The sequence below is a fragment of the Hoyosella rhizosphaerae genome, from assembly GCF_014643175.1.
Taxonomy (GTDB): Bacteria; Actinomycetota; Actinomycetes; order Mycobacteriales; family Mycobacteriaceae; genus Lolliginicoccus; species Lolliginicoccus rhizosphaerae.
This window is the reverse complement of the sequence record NZ_BMJH01000001.1, coordinates 464,356-484,709: the sequence shown is the minus strand read 5'-3', so window position 1 is coordinate 484,709 and position 20,354 is coordinate 464,356. Positions and strand designations below refer to the sequence as shown.

19 protein-coding genes are annotated in these 20,354 nt (G+C 59.7%); 8 read left to right on the top strand and 11 right to left on the bottom strand.

Annotated elements, in window-relative coordinates:
• Positions 1 to 14 precede the first annotated feature (14 nt).
• Entirely contained in the window at positions 15 to 821 is an 807-nt protein-coding gene (locus tag IEW73_RS02195) for a HugZ family pyridoxamine 5'-phosphate oxidase (RefSeq protein ID WP_188670243.1), read from the bottom strand.
• A 218-nt stretch (positions 822 to 1,039) separates the two neighbouring features.
• Between IEW73_RS02195 and IEW73_RS02190 the strand changes: the two genes are divergently transcribed.
• Both IEW73_RS02190 and IEW73_RS16500 read left to right on the top strand, forming a co-directional pair.
• Positions 1,040 to 1,411 carry a hypothetical protein gene (locus IEW73_RS02190; protein ID WP_188670241.1) on the top strand — a complete coding sequence of 124 codons (372 nt, stop codon included), beginning with the start codon at positions 1,040 to 1,042 and terminating at the stop codon, positions 1,409 to 1,411.
• A 57-nt stretch (positions 1,412 to 1,468) separates the two neighbouring features.
• Entirely contained in the window at positions 1,469 to 2,281 is an 813-nt protein-coding gene (locus tag IEW73_RS16500) for an ANTAR domain-containing protein (RefSeq protein ID WP_308422157.1), read from the top strand.
• Here the strand turns inward: IEW73_RS16500 and IEW73_RS02180 are convergent.
• Positions 2,250 to 2,876 (bottom strand): hypothetical protein, encoded by a 627-nt coding sequence (locus IEW73_RS02180; protein ID WP_188670239.1) that lies wholly within the window; start codon positions 2,874 to 2,876, stop codon positions 2,250 to 2,252. The two genes, IEW73_RS16500 and IEW73_RS02180, sit on opposite strands and share 32 nt — an antisense overlap.
• Before the next feature lie 148 nt (positions 2,877 to 3,024).
• On the opposite strand from IEW73_RS02180, the gene IEW73_RS02175 reads away from it, so the two are divergent.
• The 3 genes from IEW73_RS02175 (at position 3,025) to IEW73_RS02165 (ending at position 5,656) form a co-directional block, all read left to right on the top strand.
• The gene (locus IEW73_RS02175) at positions 3,025 to 3,711 is read left to right on the top strand and encodes a hypothetical protein (protein ID WP_229675678.1); all 687 of its coding nucleotides are present in this window, start codon (positions 3,025 to 3,027) and stop codon (positions 3,709 to 3,711) included.
• 50 nt (positions 3,712 to 3,761) lie between these two features.
• The gene (locus IEW73_RS02170) at positions 3,762 to 3,971 is read left to right on the top strand and encodes a hypothetical protein (RefSeq protein ID WP_188670237.1); all 210 of its coding nucleotides are present in this window, start codon (positions 3,762 to 3,764) and stop codon (positions 3,969 to 3,971) included.
• 263 nt (positions 3,972 to 4,234) lie between these two features.
• Complete coding sequence (locus IEW73_RS02165) at positions 4,235 to 5,656, top strand: sodium/glutamate symporter (RefSeq protein WP_188670234.1); 1,422 nt, start codon at positions 4,235 to 4,237, stop codon at positions 5,654 to 5,656.
• Positions 5,657 to 5,660: 4 nt separating this feature from the next.
• On the opposite strand, the gene IEW73_RS02160 is transcribed toward IEW73_RS02165, so the two are convergent.
• From IEW73_RS02160 to IEW73_RS02150, 3 genes are read right to left on the bottom strand one after another with little or no spacing between them, the layout of a single operon-like run.
• Positions 5,661 to 7,115, bottom strand: coding sequence for a flavin-containing monooxygenase (locus IEW73_RS02160; protein ID WP_268236251.1), 1,455 nt, complete (start codon positions 7,113 to 7,115; stop codon positions 5,661 to 5,663).
• Positions 7,112 to 8,029 (bottom strand): patatin-like phospholipase family protein, encoded by a 918-nt coding sequence (locus IEW73_RS02155; protein WP_229675677.1) that lies wholly within the window; start codon positions 8,027 to 8,029, stop codon positions 7,112 to 7,114. The genes IEW73_RS02160 and IEW73_RS02155 overlap by 4 nt, the downstream gene beginning before the upstream one ends.
• Positions 8,026 to 8,889, bottom strand: coding sequence for an SDR family oxidoreductase (locus IEW73_RS02150; protein ID WP_188670232.1), 864 nt, complete (start codon positions 8,887 to 8,889; stop codon positions 8,026 to 8,028). The genes IEW73_RS02155 and IEW73_RS02150 overlap by 4 nt, the downstream gene beginning before the upstream one ends.
• 143 nt (positions 8,890 to 9,032) lie before the next feature.
• On the opposite strand from IEW73_RS02150, the gene IEW73_RS02145 reads away from it, so the two are divergent.
• Positions 9,033 to 9,716, top strand: a complete 684-nt coding sequence (locus IEW73_RS02145) for a TetR/AcrR family transcriptional regulator (RefSeq protein ID WP_188670230.1) — start codon at positions 9,033 to 9,035, stop codon at positions 9,714 to 9,716.
• On the opposite strand, the gene IEW73_RS02140 is transcribed toward IEW73_RS02145, so the two are convergent.
• The 5 genes from IEW73_RS02140 to IEW73_RS02120 form a co-directional block, all read right to left on the bottom strand.
• Positions 9,702 to 11,780, bottom strand: a complete 2,079-nt coding sequence (locus IEW73_RS02140; protein WP_188670228.1) for an AMP-binding protein — start codon at positions 11,778 to 11,780, stop codon at positions 9,702 to 9,704. The two genes, IEW73_RS02145 and IEW73_RS02140, sit on opposite strands and share 15 nt — an antisense overlap.
• Positions 11,777 to 12,679 carry a 1-acyl-sn-glycerol-3-phosphate acyltransferase gene (locus IEW73_RS02135; RefSeq protein WP_188670226.1) on the bottom strand — a complete coding sequence of 301 codons (903 nt, stop codon included), beginning with the start codon at positions 12,677 to 12,679 and terminating at the stop codon, positions 11,777 to 11,779. The genes IEW73_RS02140 and IEW73_RS02135 overlap by 4 nt, the downstream gene beginning before the upstream one ends.
• A 107-nt stretch (positions 12,680 to 12,786) precedes the next feature.
• The gene (locus IEW73_RS02130) at positions 12,787 to 13,947 is read right to left on the bottom strand and encodes a PucR family transcriptional regulator (protein ID WP_188670224.1); all 1,161 of its coding nucleotides are present in this window, start codon (positions 13,945 to 13,947) and stop codon (positions 12,787 to 12,789) included.
• Positions 13,948 to 14,065: 118 nt separating this feature from the next.
• Complete coding sequence (locus tag IEW73_RS02125; protein WP_188670222.1) at positions 14,066 to 16,009, bottom strand: YhgE/Pip domain-containing protein; 1,944 nt, start codon at positions 16,007 to 16,009, stop codon at positions 14,066 to 14,068.
• Between the two features lie 210 nt (positions 16,010 to 16,219).
• Complete coding sequence (locus IEW73_RS02120) at positions 16,220 to 17,431, bottom strand: PucR family transcriptional regulator (protein ID WP_188670220.1); 1,212 nt, start codon at positions 17,429 to 17,431, stop codon at positions 16,220 to 16,222.
• Positions 17,432 to 17,516: 85 nt separating this feature from the next.
• Between IEW73_RS02120 and IEW73_RS02115 the strand changes: the two genes are divergently transcribed.
• The gene (locus IEW73_RS02115; RefSeq protein ID WP_188672742.1) at positions 17,517 to 18,608 is read left to right on the top strand and encodes a ferredoxin reductase; all 1,092 of its coding nucleotides are present in this window, start codon (positions 17,517 to 17,519) and stop codon (positions 18,606 to 18,608) included.
• Positions 18,609 to 18,621: 13 nt separating this feature from the next.
• On the top strand, positions 18,622 to 19,785 hold the full coding sequence (locus tag IEW73_RS02110; protein WP_188670218.1) for a fatty acid desaturase family protein: 1,164 nt from the start codon (positions 18,622 to 18,624) through the stop codon (positions 19,783 to 19,785).
• A gap of 119 nt (positions 19,786 to 19,904) precedes the next feature.
• Here IEW73_RS02110 and IEW73_RS02105 read toward each other — a convergent pair whose 3' ends face one another.
• Complete coding sequence (locus tag IEW73_RS02105; protein ID WP_188670217.1) at positions 19,905 to 20,294, bottom strand: nuclear transport factor 2 family protein; 390 nt, start codon at positions 20,292 to 20,294, stop codon at positions 19,905 to 19,907.
• Positions 20,295 to 20,354 lie beyond the last annotated feature (60 nt).

Here is a 20,354-nt window from a genome sequence, read left to right as displayed (position 1 = left end):
GGAGCTGCTCAGGTCTAGCTTTTGACGAGCCGAGCAAGCCGTACCAGTTCAATAGTGGCGCTGCGCAGTTCGTCCGCACTAGCGATGGGATTAGGGAAACCCACCCGAGTAGGTGCCCACCCACGTGGCGTAGTCACAGTCAGGCTCAGCCCATACCGGTCCGCACGAACGCAACGCGCTTGTGTCGCATCCGGGTATCCACCGAGATTACGGGCCATTTCCAAGAGCGCATCAGCATGATCGGCGTTGAGATGCGCCACCGCGTGCCCGGACGCACCCATCACTGGATCAGGTTGTGCAGCAGAGTAATCGACGCCCGAAGCTGAGGCCATCCGCCCGTAGCCACCAACCCAGCGAACCCGTTGAACGCGCAACACCCACAGTTGAAAGTCTGAGTAGTCGACATAGTATTTTGCTGCGGCAACAGCACCTACGTGGGCATCACGGGCTGCTGATAGCTGATCGGCGGTGGGGCGTTCAGCTACGCCTGCGAGAGTCACGCGTGAGGTAGCGAGAGGGTCATCAGCCATTTCGGGTGACACAACGGCGATACTCGCCCGAGGATCGTCAGCGAGATTGCGGCCATGCTCGGCAAGGGTGGACACGCACAATACGGGGTCGCCGTGCAGTGTTCCGTAGGTGACAAACGAAGCCCACGGGTCACCGCCAGACGTGAGGGTGGCGAGGGTTCCGAAGTTGGTCGACGCAACGATGGTGCGGGCTTCTTCGGCAGCGGAGGGTTGCGTAGCAATAGCGACGGCTGTCAGCGGTGGCGCAAGGGTGGGCGCATTGTTTGTTGTCCCGTGGTCCGAATTTGGCATGTGAGTGTTCCTTCGTGAGGCTGACTGCGGGTTATCACCGAGCGACTGCGCTTTCCGCTCCCACGCTACTGCTGATTACTCGGCCTAGAGGGATCAGTAGGTAAAGTGCGATTCCCCGCCGCGGTTGTTACCCGCACCACCATGAGCCAGGTCACATTCTGGCCAGATACGGGTACCATTGGTTTGTTTTTGTCCGCACGAGTGTCGAGGAAAAGTATATGGGCGCGCCCGGGCCGGTTCAGTATCTCGACAAGCTTGTTACGGAGCTTTCAGTTCGCAAGGTTCCTCAAAGCACTATCCGCGTTATTGTCGCTGAAGTTGAGCAGAAGTCGTCCTCAACTGGGCAGCACCCGGAGGAACTGTTTGGCGCCGCACCTCGCTACGCCAACAATTGGGGCAAAGACCCGAGGCTACCGTCGTGGGCTAAAGCGTTGGTTGTGGTTGCCTTCGTTGCGTTTGGTTTGGGTGTTCTGTGGCTATCGGAAAGCCGGGAACTCATGGGTGCCGTCACTTGGATCACGCTCTGTGCGCCTGTCATTCTCTGGGTCGCCTGGGTGGTGGCTAATCGGTCCGCAGCGGACGAAAGCTAACTAACCCTGTTTGCGCGAAACCGTATCCAACGGTTCGGATCCCGCTAAGCTTCAAGATTGAGGATTTATGGTCCCCTTCTGAAGGGAGGAACCACATTGGTCGGCAGGTCAGCTCTTGAACGGGCGCATGAATCGGCTTTCCGGTGTGCTGAGGTTGAATATTCACGCAAGAACACCTCGACCGGGTGTGTACTGATTGACCGCGACTTTCGCATCCGGGGTTTTAACGAAGCTTACGAAGCGGCGACTGGGCTCTCACGTGGCGAAATGCAAGATCATTTACTATTCGATCTGTTTCCCGACAGCCCCGATAATTCAGAAAATCAGGTTGACCGAGTTAGAGGCTCCTACGAACGGGTGCTGCGCTGCCGGAGGTCAAACACGTTGTGGGTGCAGCGTTACGACATTCCCGACCCAGCAACACCGGGTGGTTTTATCCAAAAAGTCTGGACGTTGAATCATCAGCCGTTGGTTGGCAATGACGGCACGGTGATTGGAGTAGTTCAGCATGCTGAAGATATAACGGCTCTCGATTGTGTTTTGGCGTCGCTGGCTAGAACATTGTCAGTTGCAGAGGCAGATGACGACCACTGGTGGGACGTGGTGCGTCAACTCGGGACAGTAGGTCGCGCTCTGCCCCGCTACCGTGAAACCTATCTCGCTCTCGCGCAGGAAAACAACCAGTTGCGCGAGGCTCAAGCCTCTCGGGCGGTGATTGAGCAGGCCAAAGGCATCCTGATGGGCCAACACCACTGTTCACCCGATGAGGCTTTTCAGATTCTCCGGCAGATGTCTCAGGCCACCAACGAGAAACTAAGAGATGTCGCAGCAGCATTGGTCAAGGAGAACGCCGGGCTTCGTTCAGCGTAATCCCTGGACGCCCTTGCCCAATTTGAGAGTTGGCCAGCGCTAGGCCCGCATCCCAGCCCGGTGCTCGCCCATTCTCTGGTGGGGTAATTGCAGACGTATCGAGTCCTGTCCTAGCAAGAAGCCACGAGACAAGCGAGTTCGAGTTCCACATGTCGCCCACTTGCAGCTCATCGCGGCCCCACGTCAACGTCGGCGCTGAGTGAACAAGTTTCAGGATGGTCGCGGCATGGACTTCATCGGTGCTGACGCGGCGTGGGCCATCCACTGCTTCCGCTAAGTCGGGAATACGACCGTCTCGCCAGCAGCGGATTTCGTATCGGAACAACCGAAATCGGCCCAACCATCGAGCACCAACCGGGCCGACCCTCACGACGCCGCGTTGGGCTTCCTTGAGATTCCACACTGGCCCCATTTCGATCGAGAATGTGTGGCCATGTTCGGTGACAAGGAGCGCCGCGTGGTACAGGTCTGCGGTAGGTCTATGGTTGCGCCGCGCAGATAAAGCCTCGTAGAGGCGTCCATTCCAGCGGACAACAGTGCCGCCCGCTCCGAGTGGGAGCCAATAGAGATCGATGCTTGCGCGTCCTGTACTCAAGGTTCCTCCGTGCTTCAGCCTTAAGTATCCGCCTTGTGGTCACCTGCGGTTAGGGCCCGAGGGCATCGTCATCTGGGTCAATGGTCCTATGACTGAAGGACCCGCCGACTCTTGTTCCACACTCCCCGCGCGGCGGACGATGGACAGTATGACGACCCGTCGCAGCGTCAACTTCCAACCGGTCCGCAGAGTTGTGCGAACAGTCATCGAGACGTTCAGTGGCATCGCGCTGATGAAGATCCACGTAATCCTTGGTCGTCCCCTTCGGAACTGGCGCACTACGTGGGGTACCACCCCTAGTGAAAGACAGCGTGCGTACCCTGGTGATGCACTACTGCCGAATCCATGCTGGAGCTACACGCACGGGGTCACGGTTGATGCGCCACCAGGACAGGTGTGGCCGTGGATCGTGCAGATTGGGCAAGGTTGCGGAGGCTTTTATAGCTACGAACTTCTTGAAAATCTCGTCGGCTGCAGGATCACCAACGCGAACCAAATCCTCCCTCATTGCCAGAACCTTGAGGTGGGGGATTCGATCCGCCTCCATCCGAAGGCGCCTCCTTTGACGGTGGCGATGATGGAAGTAGAGCGGCATCTAGTGCTCTTCGCCTCGGATGCGCAGTCGGGCGATTCGACCGTCTGGGGGTTCCACCTGACGCCCGAAGGTAGTGGGCGCACGAGACTGATTGAACGGGGCGGCAGCACCCACGGAGAATCACTGCGAAGCCGACTCACTTTCGGTCGACTGCTATTGGAGCCCATCAGTTTCGTGATGAGCCGGAAGATGCTGCTGACAATTAAGGCACTCTCCCCCGTCATGACCGACAGCGTTTAGGGACTTTCGGCACCTGTGCTCCGCAGCCCGCGTGGGCTAAATTCAAGTTCATGATCAAATGGGAAGATCTCACCCCGGCCCAGCGCGGCGTACTCATCGGGGCAGTGGCCGTTCAAATCAGCCTCGCTGTGTCCGCGTGGTCGGACCTCGCCTGCCGCCCCGCGGCTGAGGTAAACGGCCCGAAGGCGAAATGGGCCGGAATCATTGCGATCAATTTCGTTGGCCCTATCGTGTACTTTGCGCGGGGTCGTAAGCACTGACCATCGTTACGGCGGCATTAAATTTTTTCTTGCTGCACCGTGCCGTGTGCCCCGAGCATTGCGCATATGCGGGCGAAAGTTTGGTGGATTTATTGCGTATGTCCTATTTTTCTGTTGCCTCTATCAAAAAGTTGGTCAAATCCGTGCGTTCTTGATCTCTTGGTTGAAGTCACAGCACCTTCTAGTGTGCTGTAGTTTTTCTTCATCACCATCACAGCGCCGCCTGTGCTGCTGCTTGAGTTAACGCGCGGGGAAGGATGTCAATGTCCGCCAATGTTATTGGTTTTTCGTTGCTTCTCATCGGCTTAGTAATGCTGATATCGAAGATTATTCGGGTGAAGTGGCGTTTCGCCCAGCGGCTTTTTATCCCGAGTTCAATTATTGGCGGCGCGCTCGTTTTACTTCTGGGTCCGGACGTTTTTGGGCGGCTCATGTCTGCTTTAGGAACAGACCGGTTCGCCGAATCGGGCATCTTCACTGAAGGCATCTTGACTGTCTGGAGTTCGCTGCCGGGTCTTCTTATCTCGATGATTTTTGCGGCACTGTTCCTGGGCCATCGATTGCCCACCCTGAAACAGGCCTTCCATGTGGCCGGACCACAGATCAGTTTCGGCATGGCGTTGGGTAGTGGCCAGTACGTTCTCGGACTATTGCTCGCGTTCCTTGTTCTGGGACCTGTCTTTGGCATGCCCATCATTTCCGGAACACTTATTGAGATTGGTTTCGAAGGCGGGCACGGCACAGCAGCTGGTATGGCCGAAACTTTCGCAGAGTTCGGCTTCCCTGAGGGCCAGGATCTTGCCCTTGGCCTGGCTACCATCGGCATCCTGTCCGGTGTGGTTGTCGGCATCATTCTCATCAACTGGGGTGTGCGCACCGGCAAGACCACGCAGCTGAAGGAAAAAGGAAACCTCTCCGTCGCTGAGCAAGCTGGTCTTGTTGAGAAGGACAACCGCAAGAGCGCCGGCACACTTACTGTGCAGCCCGCTTCGATTGAGCCGTTGACGCTTCACTTCGGTCTCATCGCCACGGCCGTGCTCATCGGGTGGATCATTTTGGAGAGCCTGCGATGGATTGAGCAACAATTGTGGGCCGACAGCATCGAGATCATCGCCTTCGTGCCGCTGTTCCCGGTCGCGATGATCGGTGGCATCATCGTTCAGATCGCGATTCAAACCTTCGACAAACACGACATCGTAGACCGGCAACTCGTCGAACGCATTCAGGGTGTGTCGTTGGATGTCCTTATCGTTGCCGCCTTGGGCACTTTGTCGCTTCTCGCCATTGCTGCGAACTTCTGGCCATTCGTGCTACTTGCGGTAACGGGCCTGGCGTGGGCGTTGTTTGCGTTTATCGTGATTGCTCGTCACGTGATGCCTGACTACTGGTTTGAACGTGCCATCGCTGACGTTGGTCAATCCTTGGGTGTGACGTCCACCGGTTTGATCTTGCTTCGTGTGGCTGACCCCGATCTGAAAACGCCGGCGTACCCCGCATTCGGCTACAAGCAGTTGGTGCTGGAACCATTCTTCGGTGGCGGTCTCATTACCGCGGGATCCATTCCGCTCATTGTGGGCTTCGGTGCCGGGTGGTTCTTTGCCGGCATGTTGGCGTTGTTCATCGGTTCGCTCGCTGCCGGATTCTTGTACTTCGGCAAGAAGAAGTCACCCAAACCTGCCGTCTGACAGATCAGCCCCTCGTGAAGTGATAGTGCCGATCGTCGGGCACGGTGAGCATTCGTGTCATCGTCTTGCGGTCGAACGGCCACAGGTCGATGGTGCCGTCGTCGTTGTGGTACCAGGAGTTGCACCCGCCGGTGGTCCAGATTGTGGAGCCTAACGCGTCGCGTACTTGCTCGTTGAACTCGTTGGTGGCGTCTTCAGTTGGTTCGACGGCGGTGAACTCGGCACGTTGGAATCGTTGAATCATCTGCAGAATGTAACGAGACGTGAGTTCTGCTGTGTATTGCAGTGAGATTGAACCGATGGGTGAGTTGGGGCCGAGCATGGTGAAGAAGTTGGGGAACCCAGGGATCGCGGTCATCCGGTAGGCGCGGGGTCCTTTCGCCCAGGCATCGTCGATCGTGAGGCCATCTCTGCCAACAAGGTTCATCGGGCGCATGTAACTGTGCGCTTTGAACCCCGTGGCCAGGATGATGATGTCGAATTCACGTTCGGTGCCGTCAGCGGCGATGATGGACGTTTCGGTGATGCGGTCGATGCCCGTGTCCACAATCTCCACGTTGGGTTGTTGTGCTGCTTTGTAGAACGTCCCGGACACGACTTGACGCTTGCATAGGGGCTCGTAGTTGGGGGTGAGCTTGGCGCGCAAAATGGGGTCACGAACGGTGCGGAGGTGCGCCCGGGCTGCGGCTTGCACAAGGGACCGTCTCCAGGTGTCGCGTGTGGTGATGTCCGCGAGGATGCCTGATGCCCACAACGACGAGCTATACACGGCGCGATTGAGGCCGGGAAGTCGACGAAGTGCGGCACCAAGGATCGCGGGTTGTTTAATATCTGTCGGACCCCACAGGACCCACTGCGGTGTGCGCGAGAACTGAGTTACTTGGGCTGCGTGCTTGTGCAATGCTGAAACGAGTTGTACGCCGGTGGACCCTGTGCCGATGACGGCCACTCTGCGTCCGTCTGTTTCTACGGAATCGTCCCACCGGGCGGTGTGGACGACAGGGCCGGTAAACGTGTCGAGGCCCTTGATGTCGGGGATGTTGGGGTGATGGAGCACGCCCGTTGCGGCGATGAGGAAGTCAGATTCGTAGGTGTCGCCTGCGGCTGTTTCGACAACCCAGCCGGTCGGTGTGAATCGCGCGGACGTCACTTCGGTGCTGGTGCGAATGAAGGGCGTGAGGCCGTGTTCTTCGACGACGTCGCGGTGATACCGCTGGATTTCCGGGCCTGTTGCGAACACGCGGGACCAGTCCGGTTTGGTCGCGAACGAGTACTGGTAGAGATGGGAAGGGACGTCACAGGCTAGCCCTGGGTATCGGTTCCAGTGCCATACTCCCCCGACGTCCGACCCCTTTTCGAGGATGACGAAGTCGTCGATGTTGGCCTTGCGTAGCGTGGCGCCCATGGCGATGCCGGACATTCCAGCGCCAATGATGACGACAGTTTTTCGAACACTCACTTCTGTACCTCCCAAGCCTGCACGCGCTGTTCGAGCGCATTGATCGCGTAAGTGAAGACGCGTTCGCGGCGCCGATAGTCCATGAAGTTGCCGCCCAATACGGCAAGGTCGTGCGCTGGGGCATCGAGGAGAAACACTCGTGTCCCGCCTGCCTCGACGGCGGCGATTTCCTTGCGCAGTGTTGCCGTCATGCCTTTGCGGAGTGCTTGGTTTTCAGCGAAACCGCTCAACCCCGGGGCGCGTGCCCCGGACATCGACGCCATGGGTGCGAGGATGAACAGTTCGTCGAGTTCGTCGGCTGCAAGCAAGTCCACCGATGCTGTTGATGCGACACCACCGTCGACGTATCGGCGATCCCCAATCTGGACGGGCGGGAACCACCCTGGGATGGCCCACGACGCCCGAAGAGCCTGCTCAATGGTCGCAGGCGGGCTGCTAGGAATTCCGAACGCGGCACGACTGCCTGTGTCGTAGTCCAAGGCGACAAGCCTGGTATCGGGGTGCTCGACCCAGGTCTCGTCAGGGTTGAGGCTCTCAGCGAGTCGCGTCAGCCATGCGGGGTTTCCACTGCCACGTGGGGCCAGTCCTGACAGCGCCACGACACCCTGTGCGCGCCGGAAGAGTCCAAACGATCCTAGAGCGGCACGCGGAAGAGGTGGAATCATTCCTGGGGTGTCAGCGAGATGGGCCTGCAGCCGTGGGTCTGTCGTCGAACCGTTCTGCATCGCAACCAGGTCGTCGACGCTTACGCCGCTGCCCAGCATGGTGGCCAGTTCGGCTCCGGCTGATGTGCCCTGGAGGACGTCTGCAGTGCGCGGGTCCCACTCCAATTGCGTTTCAATCGCCTTCAACGCTGCAATCATCCAGGCACCGCCCAGGGTGCCGCCACATCCGAGTACGAGTCCGCGTCTCACTCCGCACCACCCTGGCTGGCAACTGTTTGGCTGGCAACGCGATCTTCGTAGGCTCGTCGGGCATTACGGTTTATACCGTCAAGCGCCCTGCGGTCACCGAATATTTGCCGTGCGAGTCGTTCGAGCCTTTCCGGTACTACAGCGTCCATGAGTGCTACGGCAGGGTTGACAAAACGTGGCACTGACACTTGCTGTGCTCGGGTGTGTACGGTGTTCACAATGGCGTCTGCGACGTCTTCAGGATTGACCGTGGGGATGCCGGTCAGGGTGGCACCGGAGGAAAGTTCGGTGCGCACTGCGCTGGGCATAACACAGCTGAAGCTGACGCCACTGTTGGCGTATTCGTGCTGCAGGGCGAGGGATAACCCTACTGCGCCGAATTTGCTGGCGTTGTAGACGACCATGCCGGGGATGGGGAGTTTGCCTGCCATTGATGCCACTGTGACGATGTGTCCGCGGCCCTGTTCGAGCATTCCAGGTAACGCTGCTTTGACCCCGTTGATGGGGCCGTGGACATTGACGTCGAGAATCAGCTTGGATAGTTCGCTTGGTTGCTCAAGGAACCCGCCGAGCGGCATCACGCCCGCGTTGTTGACGAGTACGTCTATTGATCCCGATGAGATTGCGACAGTGCTGAGAAACTCTGTCCACGATGTTTCAGAGGTGACGTTGAGTTCGGTGGCGTGGCAGCGCGGGATGCTGGTGGCCGTTTCCTGAGCTAGCGCCGCATCAAGGTCTCCAATCCAGACTGTGGCACCACGCTTGCTGAACGCACGTGCCGTGGCGGCGCCGATACCGCGAGCGCCGCCGGTGATGACCACGGTGGCGTTTGTGAGATCGATTTTTGGGTAGCGGTTCATCGTTTGCCCCCTCATAGGCCATCCAGATACATAGCGTTTCTCTAATTCTCAGTGTCAGAGTACAGCCTGTTTCTGGAAAGTCAACGGGTGATACACGTAGACTCCTACACTGAAACTCCGAACCATGACGAGAGGGCGTAGGCGTGGCAAACATCCAACACGATGCGCTCATCCCCGACCGATTTGACGGCCACCTCCCCCGCCATCGCCACAATCTTTCACGAGCCGAAGTCAAAAGCAGCCAATCTGCCCGTATCGTCAATGCGGCCATACAACTCTTCGGCGACAACGGATTCGCTGCCACCACCGTGATGGACATCGTCAAAAAAGCGGGCGTATCACGCAAAACCTTCTACGAAATGTTTGACTCCAAAGAAGCCGTCATCCTCGCTGCCTACGGAGCATTCGACGGCTTCCTTCGAGACTCCGGATTAACCGCCGACAATCGCGCCGACCTAGCTACCCCCCACGGAATAAGCGCAGCGGTCCACGCCCTGCTCACCGTCCTCGCTACCTATCCCGCCGCTGCGCGCATGTTCTTCCTCGAAGTCCTCGGCGCAGGTGACGAAGTGCGCCGCCGCCGCGACGCCGCCATCAACCAATTCGTCGATACTGCCGCAGCCACACTGCACCTTTTGAGGTCAAGCACCAGCCCCGATTTGCCGCCGCTCAACCGCACTATCGTTCGCGGCATCGTTGGAGGTGGGATGGAAATGATTGTCGGGCATCTCGTCCACGATTCGCCGAGCACGATCACGGAACTAGGCCAAGAAATCACCGACTTTGTCCTCGGCGTCGTCTGCCCCACAACCTCAATCCGAAACTAGCTCCCGTTTGAGCACTTTTCCCGTAGTAGTGCGCGGCAACGATTCCACAAATCGCACGTCCCGTGGAACCTTGTAGCGAGCGAGATGATCGCGCACAAAGTCTTTCAACTCATTGGCAGTGACAGACTCCCCGTCACGCAGCACCACGAAGGCACGCAGGCGCTGGCCAAAATGATCGTCCTCAACCCCGATGCACGCCGCCTCCCGCACTGAGCGGTGCAGCGCAAGGATGTTTTCCACCTCATAGGGGAACACATTCTCCCCACCAGAAACAATCATGTCGTCATCACGCCCGACCACCACCAGACGTCGAGCTTCATCAAATCGGCCAAGGTCACCCGTGGCGAGCAACCCCCCACGACGCTCCTTATCCCCACCTCCGGTGTAGCCCTCAAACAGTTGGGCATTGCCGACAAAAATTCGACCGACTTCGCCTTGCGGAACTTCCAAGCCGTCGTCATCCAACAGTTTCACCGTGGTCCCGCGTGTTGGCCGACCAGCTGTCGACGGTGAGGCGCGAAGATCCTCAGGTGTCGCAATTGTGGCGTTGGCGGCCTCCGTTGAGCCGTACAAGTTGTATAAATTATCCCCGAAAGCATCCATCCACCGAGTCGCGAGATCACCAGGTATCACCGAGCCCGAAACCGCCACAACTCGTAGCGTCGACGTGTCGTACTTTCGGCGGACGTCCGCTGGTAGTTCCAGGATGCGCTGCAACATCACGGGGATCGCGATCAAGGCCTCACACTGGGATCGTTCAATTTCAGCAAGCCATGCCTCTTCGTCGAAGAACTTCAACGTCACGAGGGTCGCGCCGAGGCTCAACCCAAGCGCTAGGTTCGCGATGCCCCAAGCGTGAAACATCGGAGCCGCCAACCCTATTCGCATCCCAGCCCGCAGCGGGATCCGATCAAGCAGCGCCGCAGGAGCTTCCAACGTGACAACGCCGCTAGCACCGATAGCTCCACGGTTCGCTCCGCGTGGCGTCCCAGTCGTACCGGAGGTCAAAATCGTCACCCGACCCGCCCGTCCGGGAACGGGCGCTCTCCTCCCACTGTTCGACGAAGCGAAGGCATCAAGACTAGCTACGCCAGCTTTCGCGTGCGCGTCCGCGATGATGCGCACAATATTCTGAGGGCAATCAGACAGGAGAGCATCAAACTCAGCGTCGAAAATGATCGCTGAAACGCCCTCACGCAGACACACCTCGCCCACTTGAGGACTCGAAAAACCAGTGTTGAGCAGCACCACATCGGACCCAATCTTGGCCGCGGACACCACGGCGTCAATAAAGCCACGGTGATTACGCGTAAGCACGCCGATGATGTCGCCCTCGGTGAGCCCATTGTCGAGCAGCGCACGAGCGATGACATCCGTTCGTCGATCTGCGTCCGCATAGCTGAACGGTCCGCGCTCGTCGATAATCATCGGCGTATCGGGGTGCAGCACTGCACCTGTAGCCACCGACGTCCCCAAACTCAGTCCCCACGTACGAGCCGCCCACGCAATCCGAAGCAGCCGATCAGGCCGGATGGGTTGAACGACACCGGCTTTAGCAAGAACGACAATGTTTCCTAGTTCCCGCACGACACGCATCGGGATCGACGGCGTCGGTGGGTGGCTCAGGGCACCTTCTTCAAGTTCTTTCTTCGCCGCTTCCAGAGCACGGGTGAACATTCCTCGTAGCCTTGGATAGGCAGCGAGGTCGGAAACCGACCCCAGCAGGCCCGGCGCGTCGTAGGAGAAACGCAACGTCACAGATGTCCGCCCACCCTGCGCGGGTCGCAAACGAAGCCGGAACCTGTGATCCACCCCAGTGAACGCGTGCCACGCAAACTCTCGCGCAGGGGTGAAGTTAACGATGATGACATCACCGCCAGCGAGGGCCGCTCCCATTTTGATGAGCACGCGGTAACGACCGTCAAGCCCAGGTTCTTGACCAGGGGTACGTGGTTCCACCGTCATGTCGGTGCCGATAAGCCGACCAATGCCCACCGGGTCCGCGCACAATTCCCACACCTTCTGCGGTGGCGCGTCAATATCGATACGTAGCTCGAACCTCATCCGATCACCGGAAGCTTTCGTTCCGCCTGCAGGGACGTCAGAATGTACTGCATACGTCCCACCACCTCGTCGTAAGCAACATCCCAATCTGGATCGTCACCGTACTCCGCGCGCAGGTCAATGGGTGTTCCGTACTGAATCACGATCTTTGACGGCAATGGCACAAATGGCATAAACGGCGGCGCGATCCCGTACGGAAGAGCAAGCATGATGGGAATCGTCTTAAGCCGCAGAGTACGGTCCACCTGCAGTAATTTGGCCAGCCACTCGCCGCGCGACAGAAAGAACGCGGTTTCTTGTCCACCGATAGTCACCTGCGGCACGATCGGAACATTGTGTTTGTGGGCGAGGCGCAAGAATCCTTTGCGGCCACCGAAATCAATCTTCGCTGACTCCCAAGTCGGCCGGAAAACCTCGTAGTCACCGCCAGGAAACACCTGCAGCACCGCACCTTCCGACAGGACCAAATCAGCGTTCCGCGGATCCGCTTCGATGGTGCCAAAACGCCGCAACATCCACGCGAACGGCGAGTTCAACACCATCCGGTGGGCAAGTTGATAGAACGGGTGTTCCGTTCCCAGATAGGACGCGATCGCGAGATTGGAGATAAACACCTCCGGGGACTGCAAACCACCGGTGTGGTTTCCAACGATCAGCGCCGGGCCCTCGCGTGGAATATGGTGCAACCCACGGACTTCGGGGCGAAACCAAATGCTGACGAGAAGCCACACGCCAGGCAATATTTCCCGCATCGCGTCAGGATCACGATCCTCAAGGGTGCCTGGCCTAAACCTCGGAATTAAACCCGACAACGGCCGCCGGATAGGTCCAGTCGCGCCACGAGAGACCGCACGGACAGTGCCAATCAGTTGGCCAGCGGCGCCGTTGCCGAAAACCATCGATCCCCTCGCTTCGGTTGCAGCGGACGAGCCGAGCTACGATTCCGCAAGTCTAGGACGTTCGAACCAGCCGCCGAGTGAAAAGCCACTGATTGGCCTGGCGCTCGTCACTGTCGTTGACGCGCCCGCCGTGCAAGCGCCCACCAGGCCAATACGAAGTCATGCGTGTTCGCCCGAACGTCTAGGCCGGTGATTTCGCGAAACCTGCCGAGCCGGTAGCGCACAGTATTGCGATGGACATGCAGCTTCTCCGCCGCGGCGTCAGCATTGAGGTCGCATTCGAAAAATGTCCACACAGTCTGCTCAATATCCCTGTTTGCTTCGTAGTCACTATCGAGATCACGAAAATACTGTTGTTCCACGGTCGCGGCGAGGTCGTCGGCCATCAATGCAAGTGGTAGCGGGCCAAGATCAGCTAACGTCACCACGCCCTCGCGCCCGAACGCTGCGGCGGCGTCGAGTGCGAGGCTCGCCGACCGGAACGAGTCAGCTGCTTGGCTCAGACGCACTGCTTCACCGAGGGCAGCGAGGGTATTTTCCGGCAGCGTTGGCGGTTGCGGGAGCAGCCCCACGAGGTCACCTTCGAGGACTGCGAGGACAGGTTTGTGACGCGCGGTGGTGCTTGTGCGTCGAATGGCCGACGAAATCCGGTCCTCCGCTTGTTGCCCTGAAGGCCGCGCTCGCAGCGGAAAGTACCGGGCTGTGGGATCGATGCCGAAAACCCGAGCCTCCGTGGCGAGCCTGGCTGGCGCGAGGGTGCCATGCAGCACCCCTCGCAGAAAGTCTGCGCGGCGGCCACTCTCCCGATGCCCCGCATCGATAGCAATGTCACGTTGAATCTCGGCGATGACACTCGCCGCATCGGTGACGAACTGCCAGGCGAAGTCATGCACTTTCAGCATCGTCGGCGCATCGATGTGGTACTTGGGGGCGAGTGTGTCGGCCTCGCTGAGCAGATAACGTGCCCCAAGCTGAATGCTTCGGGTCAATGCACCCAAAGGGAATCCTTGCTCGGCGCGCCTTCGCGCAAGATCCGCGAGCGGGGCAATTCGGGTGGCATCCACCTGAAGTGATGCGACCTGGGCGATGACCTCACGCACGATCTCGACGATCCCGAAACGGACATCCTCGATGGGCAACACGTCGTACTCAGGCACGCTGCGGCGAATCAGTGCGACGATCGCGTCGGTCTGCGCGTCGAGGCGCTGATGCAGGGCATACGCCAGATTGTCGAGCGCCGCGTTGTCCGCTTTCGGCGACTCAGTCATGACGTGATGGTATCGGCCTGTCAGAGCCGCTGTGTCCCATTCGCGTCAATACAACACCGCTGCCCTGCTCTGTGACGCGAAGTCACTGGAGCTGGGCAGCGGTCCTGCATTGAGTTTGTTAACGCTGAGGCACAGCGCCGACTAGCTCACCGTGATCGACCCCCACGAAATCCGTGGATTCTTCGTTGTTCAGGGGTGCGATTTCGGGGTTTGCTGCTTGTTTGCGGTGGGCGGCGAACTGGCCGAGCAGGCCGATGGCGGTGATGCCCAGAACTACCGCGAGAGCAGACGCAAAGCCGGGACCGCCGTTGAAGGCTGCGATGAGTCCTTCGCGTGTGTACGTCATCGGCGCGACCGGATGCAGAGCTCGCAGCGGTGCTGGGACGGTTTCCACCATCCAAATACCCCCGAAAGCGAACAGTTGCAGCATCCACGCCGCAAGTGACACCAGAGCGCCGCCTGCGTAGCCAAATATGCGGAAAGCTGCGCCGGTCAATGCGACTGACATCAAAGTTGCCGCAACGACAATCGCCACAACCTGGCCGAGGTGCGCTGGACTTGGAGCGGGGCTAACAATCGACCACATCGTTGCCAACAGTGCTGCCATCGCCACCACGCTCACGACTGATACGGCCAACAAACGTCGCAGAGGGCGACGGGGGTGAGCCCCCAACCTGCGATCCTCCCCTGACACACGGAAGGACATCCACACCAACACAGCGACGAGAGCTGAGGCCACCGCTAGGAGCACTGGAATAGCGCCGGGTCCGAGCTGTGAAGAACCTGGAACAGTTTTCGCAGCCACGTAGTCCGACTGCAGTGCGACCGGAGTACTTACGAGCGAAGCGAGTGAACTACGCGCTGAATCGTCACTCAAGTCAGGCACACGTGCAGCTCCCGAGCCGAGGCCCTCTGAGAGCTGCCTTGCCCCGTTGTCGACCTGACGGCTCCCCTCCTGCAGTCTAGGTAGGTTCTCGGCAAGCGAACTAACCCCGTCGTCCAGGCGACCCAGCCCGTCAGAGAGTGCGCTGGCACCGGTGGCAAGTTGTGCCCCACCCACGGTGAGCGCATCAACACCTGAGCGGTAGTCGGCGGACGGGTCCGTCAGTTGGCGCGCAAGTTCGGCGCTTCCCGCTTCTAGCTGTGAAATTCCATCGAGAAGCGCGGCGACCTGGTCAAGGACAGACGAAATCTCCTGACTAGCAGGGGTAGAAATCGACGACAACTGTGACTGCACCAGGCGGATTCGCTCAGCAGATGTATTGTCGGCGTCGATTCTCGCCGCCAATGTGCTGATTCCGTCCGAAAGCCGCTGGGCGCCTGCACCGAGTTCGACGGTGCCGTTCTGCAGTCGAGTCAGCCCACTTGAGAGTTGGGTCGCACCCGATGAAAGTGCGGTCGCACCATCGGCTGCTTCGCGCATGCCAGGGGCAAGGCGAGTAGTAACGCCGCCGACAAGTTCGTCGACACCGTCGGCGAGTTGAGCGGTTCCGTCAGAGAGTCGACCAGATCCCTCAGATGCCTCTCTGAGGCCAACACCAATATCGTTCATTCCGGTCAACATTGTTCCGACAGCCCGGCTGGAGGTGGATTCCAGCAGTGCGGCGTTGACCGCGGTCATCACGCGTGTACCGACAGTCGATGCCATCGTTGTGTTGTTGTCGTTGTAGGTGACGGCGATATTTGCCGGTGCCGTAGCACCATCGGACAATGTGCTGAGCGTCTGGCTGAAGTCTGACGGGATCTCCACGATGAAGTAGTAATCCCCAGAACGTAGCCCCGCAGCCGCCTCATCGTGGGCGACGACCTGCCAGTTCAACGCGCCACTATCGACCAAGTTACGGGTGATTTCTGCGCCCGCGTTAATGGCATCTTCACCCTCGCCGACAGGTTGATCGGAATTGACGAGCGCGACGGGGAGTTCACTCAGCTTTTCCGTGGGATTCCACATGGCCCACATGAACAACGCGGAGAAAGCGAGGGGCAAGGTTATGCCCAAGGTGAGTACAAGGCGCGCGAAACGCGATTGGTACCAGCGTGAAGGCCGGTCGGGCACAGTCATCAGATCTCCAGAGGATTGACTCGGTAATAACGAATGAGTTCCCGGGTCGTGGCCACTGGCATCGACTGTGATGCAGAGCAGAATTTTTGCTAAACATGACCCGAGTCATACTGATACTCCGGGTTAACGCGACCTATGAACATGGCTGTGCTGCCAAACCCCGCTGGCTTAGTTTGGCAGCTCACACAATCGGCCCGTGACTATGTGTTCTTATTCCGAGGCCGACAGTGCGACTATGAGCTCGAGCACTGTGCGCGGATCGTTGAGTTGGTCTCCGTAGACGTCGCGAACTTGCGACATGCGGTATCTCACGGTCTGTGCGTGGACATAGAGGTCGGCGGCCACACGGTCGCGTTGCCCTAAGTGCAAGAGCCAGGACAGGAGCGTTTTTTCGAGGCGCTCCGCTGTGGCTCCGCGCAAGTCTGATAGTGGTGCCAGTGTGCGCTGCCGTAGGTCCGCTAACGCCTGTTCGTCCGCGGTGAGAATCAACTGAACGAGATAGTCGTCGGAGTCGACAGGGCCTTTCGTGCCCGTCGGCACAAGTGCTCGCGTACGTAGGGCCCGATCGTACGAGGAGCGTGCCTGCATCCATTCGCGGGGTGGGCCCACGATGGCGGTCCTGTCTTCGAGGCGCTGCATGAGTTCGGCTCGGGCTGCGCCGCCCATGTCTGGGACAAACAGGAGTGCGAGTGAGTCCGATGCGTCGACCTCGGGTAGATCCTCTGTGATGTGCAAGGTGGATTCGCCAAATCGGGATACGAGGCCGCGTGTTTGTGCGATGGGTAGCAGTACTGCCGTCAGGGTTGACGGTGGCTGCCAGTTGGCACGCTCAGCACCGGCGATGAGTGTGTCGTCCGACCTCCCTGTGAGGATCTTCTGTCCCAGTTGATCGAGATAGTGTTGCCGGACGCGGCCGGAGGTGGCGCTTTCGTCTTCGTGTCCGGCAATGCTGGCGGCGGAGAGTTCGTCGATAAACGCGAACGCCAGTTCCGCGAACCGGGCGACCGACAGTGCAGGTAGGCCACCAGACACTGCTGTGGCCGCCATTTCGCGCCAGGATGCGCGGGCACCGACCCGGTAAGCCGCAAGCAATGCGTCCGTGGACCTGCCGTTGCGCGCTTCTCCCCTGCCGAGTTCATATGCCGCGTCGAGCGCTGCAGGCAGCGGCGACGCGTGAATCGAATCCTCGGTGCGCGCGGCGATTTGCACCAGTGCGCCCAGCGTCATGCGCACCGCGGTTTCAATGTTTCGGCCCATCCGACCGCTAAACGCACGCGAATAGCTGGGCACCTCGATGGTGACAGCTGCCACCGTCTGCTCTGCAATCCGGGGCAGTGCTGATTGCAGGGCGGTGATGATCTCGGGGTCCAAAGCTAGCCCGGTAACGCGACCAGGGTCCCGCCCAGCGTCCGATCGTGGCATTTTTGTTCCTTGAGGATAAAACAAGCCAATTTATTCACACGGTTTGGACAAGACTTTATCCCCATGTGTGGGGGAAAGTGAAGGTATGACAATACGGGCTTCGAAAACACTCGCACCCGGCACCCTGCGTGACCGGCTGATCAGGCTGGCCGAGCTGGCAACCACACCACTGCTACCCTCGGACTACTTCGATCTGGTCGCGCCCCTGCGGTCCGGTTCGGCGCTGCGCGGACGGATCACAGCAATCCACCGCGAGACCGCCGACGCGGTGACCGTCGTCATCAAACCTGGCCGCGATTGGCGGCCCCACACCCCCGGCCAGTACGCCCGCATCGGCATCGACGTCAATGGCGTGCGGCAGTGGCGCACCTACTCACTGACCTCTGAGGTTGGCAGCGCCGACGGGTGCATTTCCATCACCGTCAAAGCGATCGAAGGCGGCACCGTCAGCAACCACCTCGTGCACCACGCCACCGTGGGCACGATCGTCCACCTCGACTATGCCGCCGGGGACTTCACCCTAGGCGCCGAGCATCCCGCGAAAGCCCTGTTCGTCACCGCAGGCAGCGGCATCACCCCAGTGATGGGCATGCTACGCAATGCGATCGACCAACTCGAAGACGTCATCGTGGTGCATTCCGCACCCACCGCCGACGACGCGATCTTCGGCGCGGAGCTCCGCACACTGCACCGCCAGGGCCGCATCACGCTGATCGAACGCCACACCGCCACCAGCGGCCGCCTCAGCATCGATGAGCTGGACATGCTCGTTCCCGACCTTGCCGAGCGCGAGGCATGGGCGTGCGGTCCCGCCGAACTCCTCGATGGCATCGAGCAGCGCTGGACGGCCCTCGGCATCGCCGATCAGCTACACACCGAACGATTCCGCATCACCCCGATCGTCGCCGGGGACGGCGGCACCGTCACCTACGAGCGCGCTGGCACCACCGTCGAATCGGCAGGCTCCGAATCCCTGCTCGACGCCGGAGAATCCGCAGGCGTGCTCATGCCATCGGGCTGCCGGATGGGCGTGTGCTTCGGCTGCGTCATCCCACTGCGCAACGGCGTTGTTCGTGACCTCCGCAACGGCGAGATCACCTCAGCGGCCGAAGGCGACGGAGTCCTCATCCAGACCTGCGTGTCCGCCGCCGCGGGCCCCTGCACCCTTGACGTATAAGGACTTACCTGACATGACTGTCATCCAGAAGAAGCCCAACAACGCAATCGCCCACCTCACCGCCGCGGACATCGAAAACATCGGCCGCGAGCTCGACGCGATCCGCCAGCAAGTCCTCGATGCCCGAGGCGAGAGCGACGCCGACTACATCCGCAAGGTAATCAAATTTCAGCGCTACCTCGAGCTAGGCAGCCGCGGAGTTTTGCTCGTCTCACTGTTCCCGCCGGCATGGCTACTCGGCACCGCAGGCCTCGGGATCGCCAAGATCATCGAAAACATGGAAATCGGCCACAACGTCATGCACGGCCAGTGGGACTGGATGCGCGACCCGAAGATCCACTCCACCACCTGGGAGTGGGACAACGCCTCACCTGCCGACATGTGGAAGCACTCCCACAACGAACTGCACCACACCTACACCAACGTCATCGGCAAAGACAACGACCTCGGCTACGGCATCATGCGCGTCGACGAGGATCAGAAGTGGATGCCGTTCTACCTCGCCCAGCCGCTGTGGAACTTCATCAACGCGTGCGTCTTCGAGTACGGCATCGCCGCCTACGACCTCGAAATCGGCAAATACATGAAGGGCCGGATCCCCAAAGAGGAGTTCGACCGCAAAAAGAAGGGCGTACTCGCCAAGATCCGCAAGCAGGCCACCAAGGACTACCTGGTGCACCCGCTGCTCTCCGGCCCCTCCGCACCCACCACCTTCGCCGCCAACGTCGTCGCCAACCTGATGCGCAACTGGTGGACCCACTCCGTGATCATGTGCGGGCACTTCCCCGAAGGGGTAGAAACCTACGAGAAGGCATCCATCGACGGCGAAACCAAGGGCGAATGGTACCTGCGCCAGATGCTTGGCTCGGCCAACATCTCCGGCGGCAAGGTCACGCACTTCATGACCGGCAACCTGTCATTCCAGATCGAGCACCACCTGTTCCCGGACCTGCCGAGCAACCGCTACCAGGAAATCGCCCCACAGGTGCGCGCAGTGTTCGACCGCTACAACCTCAACTACGTCAGCGGTCCGCTACCCAAGCAGGTCGCCTCCGCGTGGAAAAAGGTCATTAGGTTGTCGCTACCCAACGACTTCGGCAGCAAGGTCAAATCGGCACCGGCAAAGGTCATCAGCGCACAATTCGGTAACCGGACCCCGGCGAAATCTGCAGCGTAGTCCTACGCGAAACGAGGGCGTGCCGAGCATTCTTGGCACGCCCTCTCCGTCTGTGCTGGGTTGCCCTCGTTGTGCACTGGGTCGCCCCGCCGTCACGTTCGACCCAACGTCGACGCCACTTACTGGCCTGCCTCCCGCTGTCGCATAGCGGCCGCGAATATGACGCCCATCTTTTCAGCGAAGGCTGTGGTGGCCTTCAGTGGGCGCAACATGACGGTGAACTCATCGACGAGGCCGTCGGCATTGGTGTGGAGGAAATCGCATCCCTGCAGTTCGAATTCGCCGACACGGGCACGGAAGATCAGCGCGTGATCATCTCCCTCAGAGATCTCCTTCTCATACTCGAAATCCTCGAACACCTGGGTGACGGCGCCCAGGATCAGGGCCACCATGTCGCGACCCTGATAGGGGCGGTGAGCGATGGGGCTACGGAATACAACGTCCTCGGAGAAGATGCTGGGCAGGTTTGAAAAGTCATTGGCCTCGACCGCAGCGCGGAATGGGTGCACGAGTGGACTCCTTGTGTAATGTGGGTCACAGCAAACATAGTCTTAAATATGACTATGTCA